Here is a 13,353-nt window from a genome sequence, read left to right as displayed (position 1 = left end):
TTACGCCATTTTGACAGAAGCCTACAGTGACTTCAGACATTTCACAGAGGGAGTCAATCATGGTTAAGGTCGGTATTAATGGTTTCGGCAGAATTGGTCGTAGTGTATTACGCGCCGCGCTGGGTAACGCTGACGTTCAGATTGTAGCAATCAACGATCTAACAGACAGTAAAACCCTCGCTCACCTGCTGAAATACGATTCATTGATGGGCACCTTGCCGGTTCCGGTTGAGGCGGCCGACGGGCAATTGCAGGTAGACAGCAAACTTATTCGGGTATTCAGCGAAAGAGATCCGGCAAAGATCCTGTGGCGTGATGCAGGTGTCGATATTGTTATCGAGGCGACTGGTTTCTTTACCAGCCGCGAACAGGCCGCTGTACACATCAATAGCGGCGGAGCCAAACGCGTCATCATCTCGGCACCGGGTAAAGATGACGACCTGACGATAGTGATGGGCGTTAACCACCAGCAGTACGATCCCGAGCGCCATTTCGTAGTCAGCAACGGGAGCTGCACCACCAACGGCCTTGCGCCTGCCGCACAGGTTTTGCATCAGCAGTTTGGTATTGAACACGGCCTGATGAATACCACTCACGCTTACACCAACAGCCAGGCACTGCACGATCAGCCGGAAAAGGACCTGCGTGGTGCGCGAGCCGCCGCACTTTCGATTGTTCCTTATTCTAGCGGTGCTGCGAAAGCGTTAGGTAAAGTCATCCCTGAACTGGACGGACGCCTGACGGGTTACTCATTACGCGTCCCCGTACCGGTCGTTTCTATCGTGGATTTAACCGTGACCTTAAAACGCCCGGTCACCGTCGAAGAAGTGAACGCCGCATTCCTGGAAGCTGCAACAAGCGGCCCGCTAAAAGGAATTTTGGGCTACAGCGATGAACCGCTGGTATCGAGTGATTACCAGGGCGATCCGCGATCTTCTATCATCGACGGGCTTTCAACGCTGGTGATTGGGGGCAATCTGGTCAAGATTTTGGCTTGGTACGATAACGAATGGGGCTTCTCTAATCGCCTGGTCGACCTGGCGGAAATGATGGCGAAACGTGGGCTTTAACGTCCTCTTCAGCATCTAATCCCTATTCTTTAAAATCCACGCGCCAGCGTGGATTTTTCTTTTGCACACCAAAACCCCCACAACGAGACGAACTCGCGGTTGCCCCTTTGCTTCTGGAGTATATTTGTCGGACTAAAACATTCCAAAAATATAGAGGCTGTAAATGACAATCTCTGCCTTTAAGCACCAAAAACTCACGCTTCTCAGCAGTCTGATCGTCGCGCTTAGCGCCACATTTTCATTAGGTTCAACGGCGTATGCCAACGAAACGCCCGCTTCAGGGTATCAGGTTGAAAAAGTGGTGATACTCAGCCGCCACGGCGTGCGAGCGCCCACTAAGATGACGCAAACCATCCGTGACGTAACGCCTGATGCCTGGCCCGAATGGCCGGTAAAACTAGGTTACATCACACCCCGCGGCGAGCATCTGATTAGCCTGATGGGTGAGTTTTATCGCGAGAAATTTCAACAGCAGGGAATTTTATCGCAGGACGATTGCCCTGCCCCAAACTCGGTTTATGTCTGGGCAGATGTCGATCAGCGCACGCTTAAAACGGGAGAAGCTTTCCTCGCAGGGCTTGCCCCGCAATGTGGTTTGACTATTCACCACCAGCAAAATCTCGACAAGGCCGATCCGTTGTTCCACCCGGTGAAAGCGGGTACTTGTTCAATGGAGAAAGCCAAAATCCAACAGGCTGTTGAAAAACAAGCTAAAACGCCTGTTGATAACCTGAACCAGCACTATCTTCCTTCTCTGGCCTTGATGAATAAGGCTCTCAACTTTTCGAAATCGCCCTGGTGCCAGAAGCATAGCGCGGATAAAAGCTGTGATTTAGGGCAATCCATGCCGAGCAAACTGTCGATAAACGATAATAGCAACAAAGTTGCCCTCGACGGTGCCGTTGGCCTTTCATCTACGCTGGCTGAAATTTTCCTGCTTGAGTATGCACAAGGGATGCCGCAAGCGGCGTGGGGAAATATTCATTCAGAGCAAGAGTGGGCGTCGTTGCTGAAACTGCATAACGCTCAGTTTGATTTGATGGCGCGCACGCCTTATATCGCCCGACATAACGGAACGCCTTTATTGCAGACCATCAGCAACGCGCTGGAGCCGAACGCCACCACAAGCAAACTGCCTGGTAGCTCGCCGGATAATAAGATCCTGTTTATTGCCGGGCACGATACCAATATCGCCAATATTTCAGGCATGCTCAACATAAGCTGGACATTGCCAGGGCAGCCAGATAACACCCCACCAGGCGGTGCTCTGGTCTTTGAGCGTTTGGCTGATAAGTCAGGGAAACAATATGTTAGCGTAAGTATGGTGTATCAGACGCTCGAGCAGTTACGCGCGCAAACGCCCCTTAGCCTTAAAGAACCCGCGGGAAGTGTGCAGTTAAAAATTCCTGGCTGTAGCGACCAGACGGCTGAAGGATATTGCCCATTAACGACGTTCACGCGCGTGGTTAGCCAAAGCGTGGAACCGGGCTGCCAGCTGCAATAACAAAAAAATGCCGCTCGCGGTTAAGCGAGCGGCATTATTCAGTGGAGTAATTTTATAAAATTACACTTTGCTCATCATCAATTTGCGCAGCGCGGAAAAATCCGCTGGCAGATTATGGGAAAGCAGCGGTAAATCAGCACGCTCGGCGAGCTCAGCGGGCAACGGCAGCGTTTCACCGAGGATCTCTTCCACGCTCTCTTTGAACTTCGCCGGATGCGCAGTCCCGAGGAACAAGCCGTATTCACCCGGTTGGAGCTGATCACGCAGCGCACGATAAGCAATCGCCGCGTGCGGTTCTGAAACGTAGCCCACGGCTTTCAGCTCTTTCATGGTGGCTTTAGTGGTTTCGTCGGTCACGGTCGCATAGCCCAGATCGGACAAACGCCAAATCTTACGGCGGAACAGCTCTTCCACACGCGGCCAGTTATTTGGCTGGCTGACATCCATCGCGTTAGAGAGTGTCGCAACCGTGGTTTTCGGTGCCCATTCGCCGTTGGCTAAGAAACGTGGGACGGTATCGTTCGCGTTAGTCGCCGCGATAAAACGTTTGATTGGCAAACCGAGCGATTTCGCCAGCAGGCCAGCCGTTAAATCACCAAAGTTGCCGCTTGGTACGGAAACCACCAGTTGATTGCGCGCTTCTTGAGGTAGTTGTGAAACCGCTTCAAAGTAATAGCAAATTTGTGCCAGCAAGCGGCTGATGTTTATGGAGTTAGCCGAGTTTAAACCCAACGCCACCTTCAGTTCTTCATCATCAAATGCTTGTTTCACCAGCGCCTGGCAGGCATCGAAATCACCATCGATAGCCACGGTTTCGATGTTTCCACCCAGCGTACAGAACAGTTTTTCCTGCAATGGGCTGATTTTGCCACGCGGGTACAAAATCACCACGCGCACATTTTTCAGACCATAAAACGCATGAGCCACCGCCGCACCAGTATCGCCAGAGGTCGCCGTCAGAATAGTGACCGGCTTGTCGCCGCTGATGTGCGTCAACATTTGCGCCATAAAGCGCCCGCCAAAATCTTTGAATGCCAGCGTTGGGCCGTGGAACAGTTCAAGGCAGCCAACATCAGGTTCAACGCTTTTCACCGGAGCCGGGAAAGCAAAAGCGGCACGAACACGTTCTTCAAGAATTTCTTGCGGAATTTCATCACCGATAAAAGCAGACAGAATTTTGCTGCTGCGGGTGACAAAATCCATCTTCAACATTTCGTCGATTGCGGTCAGTTCAAATTCCGGTAAATCGTGTGGAAAAAACAGCCCTTGCTGTTTACCCAACCCCTGCACGATTGCCTGGGAAAAATTGACCTGCTCGTTATGATCTTTAAGGTTATACAGTTTCATGCGTTATCCCAGAACTCGTGCGCCCGCCGTGTCCAGACGGCAAATATGTACAAAACCTTCCTGGTTCTGCAAATAATGTTGGCTGAGCCAGTCAGCCACACGTTGTGCGGTATCCGTGTTATCGCACAACGCAAATAGAGTTGGGCCGGAACCCGAAATACCACTCGCCAGAGCACCAATGTCCGCTGCGGCCTGACGTGCCTCATTAAAGCGCGGCAGCAGTTTTGCACGGTACGGCTCGGCAATAACATCACGCATCAGCTTTGCCGCAAGCAGTGGCTGACGGGTGTGGCATGCGTGAATAAAGCCTGCCAGATGGCGACCGTGGCTAATGCAATCCTGACGGCGATACTGCGCAGGAAGAATGGCGCGCGCTTCAGCCGTAGAGACTTTAATCCCCGGATACGCCAGCACCCACAGCCATTCATCAAAACCCGGAACAGACTGGCTGATGATGCCATTTTCTTCAATCATCAATTGCATGCCGCCCAGGAAACACGGGGCAACGTTATCGTAGTGAACGCTGCCCGAAATGCGCCCTTCTAACTCGCCCATCAGACTGAGCAATCGGGTGTCACTCAACGGCTTACCGCAGTATTCGTTCATCGCCATTAAGCCTGCGACAACTGAACATGCGCTGGAACCGAGGCCGGAGCCAATCGGCATGCTCTTTTCCAGCGTCATCTTCACAGGGATATTTTTACCGATTTCCTGGCAGAAACGCTCCCAGCACTGATACACAATATTCTCGCGCGGCTCATCGGGTAATTTGCTGGCAAAGCGCCCAATGTTGCTCAAACTAAAGGTGTCTGCCGCTTCGACAGTCACAAAATCCCCAAGTAGCGAGCCATCAATTGGCGCAACTGCCGCACCCAGCACATCAAACCCGACACTCATATTGGCACTGGAAGCCGGGGCATATACCTTAACCATCTTAAACTCCTAACTTCCATGACAAAGTGCGCAATAAGTCGGCGAAAACACCGGCTGCGGTCACATCATTTCCGGCTCCGTAACCGCGAAGCACGAGCGGCAACGGTTGATAGTAGTGGCTGTAGAATGCCAGGGCATTTTCGCCGTTTTTAACTTTATACAATGGGTCATTACCATCTACCGCATCAATTTTAACTTTGCAGCTCCCATCAGCTTCAATCACGCCAACATATCGCAGCACTTTTCCTTCGTCGCGGGCCTGTGCCACACGCGCGGAGAACTCGTCATCCAGTTGCGATATGCGTGCCATAAATGATTCAACATCGCCGCTGGAATCAAATGTCTGAGGTAAAACAGGCTCAATGACAATATCTGACAGCTCAAGATTGCTGCCTGTTTCACGAGCCAGAATCAGCAGCTTACGTGCCACATCCATACCGGACAGGTCATCACGCGGATCGGGTTCGGTATAACCCATTTCGCGAGCCACTTTGGTGGCTTCTGACAGACTCATGCCTTCATCAAGTTTGCCGAAGATGAACGACAGCGAACCTGAAAGAATGCCGGAGAAACGTTGTAATTCATCACCCGCATTCAGCAAGTTCTGTAGGTTTTCGATAACCGGTAAACCTGCGCCAACGTTGGTGTCATAGAGGAATTTACGGCGCGATTTTTCCGCCGCATTACGCATCTGATGGTAGTAATTCATGCTGGAAGTGTTCGCCTTCTTGTTCGGCGTCACGACGTGGAAACCTTCTCCCAGGAAATCAGCATATTGATCGGCAACCGCCTGGCTTGAGGTACAGTCGACAATCACAGGGTTCAGCAGGTGATACTCTTTCACTAAACGGATCAGACGCCCAAGATTGAAGGGCTCTTTCGCCGCAGCAAGCTCTTCTTCCCAGTTCTCTAAATTCAGGCCGTGAATGTTTGTCAGCAGCGCTTTGGAGTTCGCCACACCGCACACACGCAAATCGATGTGCTTTTTCTTCAGCCACGCCTGCTGGCGTTTGACTTGCTCCAGCAATGCCGCCCCTACACCGCCAACCCCAATAAGGAACACTTCGATGACCTGGTCGGTATTAAACAGCATCTGGTGCGTAACGCGAACGCCGGTCACCGCATCGTCGTTACTGACCACGACAGAGATAGAGCGCTCTGAAGAGCCCTGAGCGATCGCCACGATATTAATGTTTGCGCGAGCCAGTGCGGCAAAGAACTTGGCGGAGATACCACGCAAGGTACGCATGCCGTCACCCACCACGGAGATGATCGCCAGGTGCTCCATGATGGACATCGGCTCCAGGAGGCCTTCTTTGAGTTCGAGATAGAACTCATCTTCCATCGCGCGACGAGCACGTGCGCAATCGGCTTGCGGCACGCAGAAGCTGATACTGTATTCAGAAGATGACTGAGTAATCAGCACGACGGAAATTCCGGCACGGGACATCGCGGCGAATACACGTGCCGCCATACCGACCATGCCTTTCATGCCTGGGCCTGAGACGTTAAACATCGCCATGTTATTCAGGTTGGTGATGCCTTTAACCGGCAGACCGTCCTCGTCACTTTCCCCACCAATTAAGGTGCCTGGTGCTTGAGGGTTTCCGGTATTTTTAATCAGGCATGGGATTTGGAACTGAGCGATGGGGGTGATAGTGCGTGGGTGAAGAACTTTAGCGCCGAAGTAAGAAAGCTCCATGGCTTCCTGATACGACATCGATTTCAGCAGCCTGGCGTCTGGAACCTGGCGTGGGTCACAGGTATATACGCCGTCTACATCAGTCCAGATCTCACAACAGTCAGCGCGTAAACAGGCGGCCAACACGGCAGCAGAATAATCAGAACCGTTACGTCCTAACACTACCAACTCGCCTTTATCGTTTCCGGCAGTGAAACCTGCCATCAGAATCATATGGTCCGCAGGGATACGGCTGGCAGCGATGCGGCGAGTGGACTCAGTAATATCGACGGTAGACTCAAGGTAATGCCCAACAGCGAGAAGTTTCTCGACCGGATCAATCACCGTCACGTTGTGCCCGCGAGCTTTGAGCAATTCAGCCATGATGGCGATAGAGAGTTTTTCACCCCGGCAAATGATCGCGGCGTTGATGCTGTCCGGACATTGGCCCAGTAAGCTGATGCCATGCAGAACATGCTTCAGCTGAGCAAACTCCTGGTCAACAGCGGCTTTGAGTTGTTCGAGTGGGAAACCAGACTGTGCATCAGCAAGCCCCTTCAGGAGTTCACCAAAAATACGTTCTGCGTCGCTGATATTCGGTACTGCATCCTGGCCGCCGATGGTTTTTTCAATCATGGCAACGAGGTGGTTGGTAATTTTCGCCGGGGCAGACAGCACGGTTGCGACCTGCCCCTGTTTGGCATTGCTTTCCAGGATATCGGCAACACGGAGAAAACGCTCCGCATTTGCCACTGAAGTACCACCGAATTTCAACACTCGCATTTATTATTACCTTTGAGTTTTTGGTCCAAAAAAAAGCCCGCACTGTTTAGGTGCGGGCTTTTTTCGTTTTTCCTGTATGCGTCAGCCCGCACCGTTACCTGTGGTAATAGTGGTTGTAATAATTGTTGTCATTGGGCTGATGCGAATCATGGATGTTGTGTGCTCGTAATCTTATTTACCTATATTGACTAAAGTATCCGGCAGGTTAAGTCAATTTATTTTTAATTTTAGCGATATGAACAAGGCTACCGCTGAACGCTGATAAAACATCAAAAAACGGGATCATTGCGCTGAAAAAAGCGGGAAAACACACCGCAACTTCACTAGTATCAACTCAGTTTTCAGCATTTTGTTCTGGTAGTTTTTTTTCAATATCATGAAGCAAACGATGCAACATTGCCGTATCACGCTGTGCCAAAAGTCCAAGACGTTGCTGCAACCAGTCGACCATTTTTTGGTCGTCACTGGCTTCCACTCGTTCGAGTAGTGACGTGATTCTGGCACGGAGTGCACTCAGTTGTTGAGCATCCACCACATCATGCTCTGGCGCAGCTTGCTGCATCAAAGCTGACAGCTGATAGCAGTAAACCATCACGGCCTGGCCGAGATTGAGCGACGGATAATCGGCCACCATAGGCACACCGGTTAGTACATCGGCCAATTCGAGCTCTTCATTGGTTAATCCCGAATCTTCACGACCAAAGACCAATGCGGCCGTTCCCACCCAATTGCGCTTTTCTTCGAGTAGCGGAACCAGTTGCTGCGGCGTGGCGTAGTAATGGAATTTTGCGCGGCTACGTGCCGTTGTCGCAATGGTAAAATCGACGTCATGCAACGCTTGCTCCAGCGTGTTGAAATGCTGGGCATTATCCAGCACATCACCGGAACCATGCGCGACCCAACGGGCTTCCGGTTGACGGTCAGCTTCACTGTCAACAACACGCAATTCAGCAAACCCCATGGTCTTCATGGCGCGGGCTGCAGCCCCCACATTCTCAGCTCGAGCTGGAGCGACCAAAATAATTAAAAAACGCATTAATGCTCTCTTTAAAAAAGTATCCAGAAACGGACAATCACAAAATTCAAATGATAATACGCGGCAAAAATTTACATTAAAGTAACATTCATTTATAAAATACACTCAATGCGAATCATAAACACATTGAATACATTTTCATGGTTAGACCAGCATCGCAAGGTGATCACATTCGCATTATCGCATTGTTTTATTTGATTAAAAATACACAAAATAGCGCTGAAATTTCAGATTTGCGTTGTTTAATAATCAATTCAGGTAACTATATTGATTATTAGAAAAATGTGACGCAAGCTCGCAAAACGCTACGATGATTTCATCAAACTGTTAACGTGCTACAATTGAATTTGATATATGTCAACGAAGCGTAGTTTTATCAGATGTCTAAAGCGGTCCTGCCTGTTATGTTGCTGTTAAAATGGTTAGGATAACAACCGTTTTTGACACCGTCGGGTCCAGAGGGAAAAGTACCCACGACCAAGCTAATGATGTTGTTGACGTTGATGGAAAGTGCATCAAGAACGCAATTACGTACTTTAGTCATGTTACGCCAGACATGTTAATTTATGGCATGTATTAGGCAGGTCAGGGACTTTTGTACTTCCTGTTTTGATTTAGTTGGCAATTTTAGGTAGCAAACATGCAGACCCCGCACATTCTTATCGTCGAAGACGAATTAGTAACACGCAACACGTTAAAGAGCATTTTTGAAGCTGAAGGTTATGATGTATCCGAAGCGACAGATGGCGCTGAAATGCATCAAATCCTTTCCGATAATGACATCAATCTGGTCATTATGGATATCAACTTGCCAGGTAAAAATGGCCTGCTGCTGGCACGCGAATTGCGTGAGCAAGCCAATGTGGCGTTGATGTTCTTGACGGGTCGTGACAACGAAGTGGATAAAATCCTTGGTCTTGAAATCGGCGCAGATGACTACATCACTAAGCCATTCAATCCACGTGAATTAACCATCCGTGCGCGTAACCTGTTGTCTCGTACTATGAACCTGGGTGCAATCAGCGAAGAACGTCGTTCCGTTGAAAGCTACAAGTTCAATGGTTGGGAGCTGGATATCAACAGCCGTTCTTTGGTTAGCCCAAATGGTGAGCAGTACAAGTTGCCGCGTAGCGAATTCCGCGCCATGCTGCACTTCTGTGAAAACCCTGGGAAGATTCAATCTCGTGCTGAATTGCTGAAAAAGATGACAGGCCGTGAGTTGAAACCGCACGACCGTACCGTTGACGTTACGATTCGTCGTATTCGTAAGCACTTCGAGTCGACTCCAGATACACCTGAAATCATCGCCACGATCCACGGTGAAGGTTATCGCTTCTGCGGCGATTTACAGGAATAAACCTGTAATCAAACATGATTTGAAAGGGCGGATAATATCCGCCCTTTTCTTTTTTTATCTATAAAACTGTCACTTCCACAACCTGAAACGCTCGGGATCCTCCTGCCTGTCATCTACGGCCTGAGTCTGCACTTTGCTCCCCATACGATACCAATCTATATTTCGCGTTAGCAGCATAATGGCTGACAACGAAGCGAAAAGGACTCCCGTGCCAAGCAGCAAAGCGCTGTCTTCAGACTGAAGAAGTTGCCAGAGCACCGCATCCAGTATCAACAACCCCAGAGTAAACATCACGCTCGCTTTCCAGCTATTCAGAACCGCTTTAAGATAAAAACCGTTAATCCCCGCGCAGACCAAACTCGCCAGTAACCATGCACCGTTAAATCCTGTATGTTCCGAAACCGCAAGCAGTACCAGATAAAACATCACCAGCGACAGCCCGACCAGTAAATACTGCATTGGGTGAACGCGTAAACCGGTCAGAGTTTCCATCAGGAAGAAACTCATAAACGTCAAACCAATCAGCAAAATAGCGTACTTCACCGCACGGTCCGTCAACTGGTACTGGTCAACGGGATTTACCACTGTGACGCTGAAAGTCGGCAGTCGGCTAACATCAATCAAACGGGCATCCGCAAAACTGGTATTGAGGTTATTGGCAAACCATGTGCTCTGCCAGCTTGCAGTAAAGCCGCTGTCAGAAACGGTGCGCTGCTGTGGCAGGAAATCGCCAATGAAATTAGGATGCGGCCAGTTACTGGTCAGACTGAACTGGCTGTTGCGCCCAAGCGGCACGACGGCAAGCTGTTTTGTGCCCATTAAATCCAGCGTGAAACGTAACGTAAGTTTGTCGCTCTGAAGCAGTTCCAGAGGGATTTTCGCGTGCAATCCCTGTTCAACGCCGGGTAAGTTACTTCCAGGTTCGATGGGGTAAGACTGACCGTTAATATTCAGCTCACCTACTTTGCCAATACCGCGTGAGTCTCCAACGGCCAGCACCACATAAGGAGTCCCGAAACGGGTCTCTACGCCATCATCACCTTTCAGTTGTTGGCGATTAAAACTGGCATCCAGCATTAAACCTGTTCGCCAAATCTGCCCTTCATAAATACCAATATGGCGCGGTTCAACGGTCTGCTTTCCCACAACGCTGAGATTCTCCGGCAGATAGTAACGAATGAATCTGCTCTCTTTTTTGATCTCTTTATTATCTTCTATGACCGTCGTCAGCTCCGTCACAGGAATGGCAATCAGTGGGCCAGTCACGGTTTGCGACCCGCAGGTACTCTGGGCCAGCGACTGCTCAACATCATCACGATAATTGCTGCGTTCATTAATCAGCGAACTCAGCATGCTTAACGGAATCAACAACACAACCATACATCCCAACAGGGTCATCACTTTCCAGAACAACGCAGATTTCAACATAATCCCCTCCATTTTTGATGTGGCGAGGATAAGCGGTGAATGTGGGGGCTAAATGAAGTTGTGTGAAGGGACGGTGAAGAGGTGAAATTATTTTCCTGGTAAGACCAACCTGGCTTGCGCGCCTCCCTCGGAGCGATTTTCCAGAATGATGGTCCCGCGATGCAAACGTGCAACCTCCTGAACAAACGCTAACCCTAAACCACTACTTTTCTGCCCATTACTGCGCGGTAATGAGTAAAAACGCTCGAATAAACGGCCTTGCGCGTAATCCGGGATCCCACTTCCAGTATCTGAAACAAGAATAGTGGTCTGCCCAAGGCGTTGCTCAACACTCAACACAATCTCACCGCCTGGAGGGGTAAAATCGAGTGCATTATCCAGCAAATTCCCAATCGATTGTTCAAGTAAGGCCGCATCGCCTTCAACGGATACGCCGGTTGGGATATTGTCATCAATGCTTAACGCAATCTGTTTACCGCGAGCGACCACTTCACGGCTATCGCATAACGTGGAAAAGAGTGCGGGCAGATTGATTGTTTGCGTCGTGATTTCGATTCGGCTTTCTAACTTAGCCTGGCGTAATAAATTATCGACCAATTGCTGCATACGTAGATTTTGCTGAAGAATGTTTGCCGAAAACTTCTCTACCACCGCAGGTGGGGGACCTTCACGTAAAATCTCTGCTGCCCCCCGAATAGCTGCCATAGGGCTTTTCAGTTCGTGGGTCAAAGCATGAACGTACTGCTCGATACCGTTCTTCCCTTCAAGCTTCACTCGCATACTTTCCAGGGCCAATGCCAGCCTACGTAATTCACTACTGGAAGGTTTAGGCAGAGGTAAAGGGTGCTCCGTTGTGACCGAGTCGGCATAGCGAACCAGTTTGCCGATAGATCGGTTAATCCACAGCACAAACCCAAAACCAATCAACAAAGCGATACCAAGCAGCGCGACGCCTGCCCACAAAATACGCCGTTCGCTACGACGTATTACCGGTTCCATTGCACTGTTGGGTTTACCCACGCTCAGCACACCGATAATGTTTTGCCCATCGCGGACAGGTGCTGCCACATACATCACTGTGCTTTCAGGATTGTTCGCGTTAATTGGCGTACTGCGTGCGCCGTATTTCCCGTGAAGCGTGAGCCACACATCGTTCCAGCGTGAATAATCCTGGCCTGTCGCGTTGCCGCTGGAATCAAACAAGACGATGCCTTTAGCATCCGTCAGATAGACATGGTATTCATTTTTAGACTTGGTTATGCCACTGATGTTGGCCCGGAAATTATGCTGATTGAGTCGTGAAAACGCCTGTGCGAGTTGGCCATTATGAGCATTTCCCGCCAACATGTCGGCTTTAGCAAATTCGGCAAGCAACGTAGCAGTATCAATTAACGTGCCTTCCGTAGCACGCCGGACGCCGGGTTTCACCTCTTGTAAAAAGATGGATAGAACAAACCAGGCTGCAATAGCCACTATTAAAAAATAACCCAGCAGCAGACGCATTCCAATGCGCATTAATTCGCTCCAAGGCTGTAACCTAAGCCACGGTGCGTATTGATCGGTGACAGATCGGGGTTGATCGCACGCAGTTTGGCGCGCAACGTTTTGATGTGTGTATCAACCGTTCGATCAAAACTTTCTTCGGCTGAACTCCACACCAAATCCATCAGCTGTTGGCGGGAAAACACGCGTCCAGGCCACTGCAAAAATGTCTTCATTAACAAATACTCATAACGCGTGAGTAGCAGTGGCTGCTGGCACCAGGATATTTGCGCCGCCATTTCATTAAATTCAAACAGCCCAATCCGCTGAACACTTCCCGCCAGGCCTTGCCGTTGTTTTTGCAAACGACGCAGCACGGTTCGTACCCTGGCACAGACTTCACGAGGTGAAAACGGCTTCGCGATGTAATCATCTGCGCCGATCTCCAGGCCAATCAACCTATCGACCTCTTCACTGCGCGCAGTGAGAAACAGCAACGGTAATTCTGGATAATCAGCGAGTAAACGACGACAAAGCTCGAAGCCATTAATATCTGGCAAGCCAACATCCAGAATAGCCAAATCTGGACGTTCTTCACGTACGGCATCCAACACAGGCAAGCTGCGATCGAAGGCACGTACAGAGAATCCTTCCTGCTGCAACATATAGATCAACGTATCAGCAATACTGGTTTCATCTTCAACTAACCAGATAGTGGCCTGGCTCATCGCG

General features: G+C 50.0%; 11 protein-coding genes, 1 pseudogene and 1 other annotated feature. Of the genes and pseudogenes, 3 read left to right on the top strand and 9 right to left on the bottom strand.

What is annotated here, in order from left to right; all coding sequences use genetic code 11:
- Positions 1–59: 59 nt before the first annotated feature.
- Together gap and OH773_RS03065 are read left to right on the top strand one after the other, a co-directional pair.
- The gene (gene gap, locus OH773_RS03070; protein ID WP_270142908.1) at positions 60–1,070 is read left to right on the top strand and encodes a type I glyceraldehyde-3-phosphate dehydrogenase; all 1,011 of its coding nucleotides are present in this window, start codon (positions 60–62) and stop codon (positions 1,068–1,070) included.
- A 163-nt stretch (positions 1,071–1,233) separates the two neighbouring features.
- Positions 1,234–2,574 (top strand): AppA family phytase/histidine-type acid phosphatase, encoded by a 1,341-nt coding sequence (locus tag OH773_RS03065; RefSeq protein ID WP_270142906.1) that lies wholly within the window; start codon positions 1,234–1,236, stop codon positions 2,572–2,574.
- Between the two features lie 60 nt (positions 2,575–2,634).
- Here the strand turns inward: OH773_RS03065 and thrC are convergent, their stop codons facing one another.
- The 6 genes and pseudogenes from thrC to yjjY form a co-directional block, all read right to left on the bottom strand.
- A complete protein-coding gene (thrC, locus tag OH773_RS03060) occupies positions 2,635–3,921 on the bottom strand; it encodes a threonine synthase (RefSeq protein ID WP_270142904.1) in 1,287 nt (428 codons plus the stop codon).
- A 3-nt stretch (positions 3,922–3,924) separates the two neighbouring features.
- Positions 3,925–4,854 (bottom strand): homoserine kinase, encoded by a 930-nt coding sequence (gene thrB / locus OH773_RS03055; protein WP_270142902.1) that lies wholly within the window; start codon positions 4,852–4,854, stop codon positions 3,925–3,927.
- A gap of 1 nt (position 4,855) precedes the next feature.
- Complete coding sequence (gene thrA, locus OH773_RS03050; protein WP_270142900.1) at positions 4,856–7,318, bottom strand: bifunctional aspartate kinase/homoserine dehydrogenase I; 2,463 nt, start codon at positions 7,316–7,318, stop codon at positions 4,856–4,858.
- Between the two features lie 26 nt (positions 7,319–7,344).
- Positions 7,345–7,461, bottom strand: a sequence feature (Thr leader region).
- Positions 7,400–7,468: a thr operon leader peptide gene (gene thrL, locus OH773_RS03045; protein ID WP_072009468.1), complete on the bottom strand. Its 69-nt coding sequence runs from the start codon at positions 7,466–7,468 to the stop codon at positions 7,400–7,402. It overlaps the preceding feature by 62 nt.
- A gap of 184 nt (positions 7,469–7,652) precedes the next feature.
- Positions 7,653–8,354, bottom strand: a complete 702-nt coding sequence (locus OH773_RS03040; RefSeq protein ID WP_270142898.1) for a tRNA/rRNA methyltransferase — start codon at positions 8,352–8,354, stop codon at positions 7,653–7,655.
- Positions 8,355–8,756: 402 nt separating this feature from the next.
- Positions 8,757–8,898, bottom strand: a pseudogene (gene yjjY / locus OH773_RS03035) (protein YjjY).
- Between the two features lie 96 nt (positions 8,899–8,994).
- Between yjjY and arcA the strand changes: the two are divergent.
- The gene (arcA, locus tag OH773_RS03030; protein ID WP_120064781.1) at positions 8,995–9,711 is read left to right on the top strand and encodes a two-component system response regulator ArcA; all 717 of its coding nucleotides are present in this window, start codon (positions 8,995–8,997) and stop codon (positions 9,709–9,711) included.
- A 69-nt stretch (positions 9,712–9,780) separates the two neighbouring features.
- Here arcA and creD read toward each other — a convergent pair whose 3' ends face one another.
- From creD to creB, 3 genes are all read right to left on the bottom strand, one after another.
- Positions 9,781–11,139, bottom strand: a complete 1,359-nt coding sequence (gene creD / locus OH773_RS03025; protein ID WP_270142894.1) for a cell envelope integrity protein CreD — start codon at positions 11,137–11,139, stop codon at positions 9,781–9,783.
- Between the two features lie 87 nt (positions 11,140–11,226).
- Positions 11,227–12,654 (bottom strand): two-component system sensor histidine kinase CreC, encoded by a 1,428-nt coding sequence (gene creC, locus OH773_RS03020; protein ID WP_270142892.1) that lies wholly within the window; start codon positions 12,652–12,654, stop codon positions 11,227–11,229.
- Positions 12,654–13,349, bottom strand: a complete 696-nt coding sequence (creB, locus tag OH773_RS03015) for a two-component system response regulator CreB (RefSeq protein WP_270142890.1) — start codon at positions 13,347–13,349, stop codon at positions 12,654–12,656. The genes creC and creB overlap by 1 nt, the downstream gene beginning before the upstream one ends.
- Positions 13,350–13,353: the final 4 nt, after the last annotated feature.

Source organism: Buttiauxella sp. WJP83 (assembly GCF_027594725.1).
Taxonomy (GTDB): Bacteria; Pseudomonadota; Gammaproteobacteria; order Enterobacterales; family Enterobacteriaceae; genus Buttiauxella; species Buttiauxella selenatireducens.
Note: the sequence above shows the minus strand (reverse complement) of the source record. Positions and strands in the feature narration are given on the sequence as shown.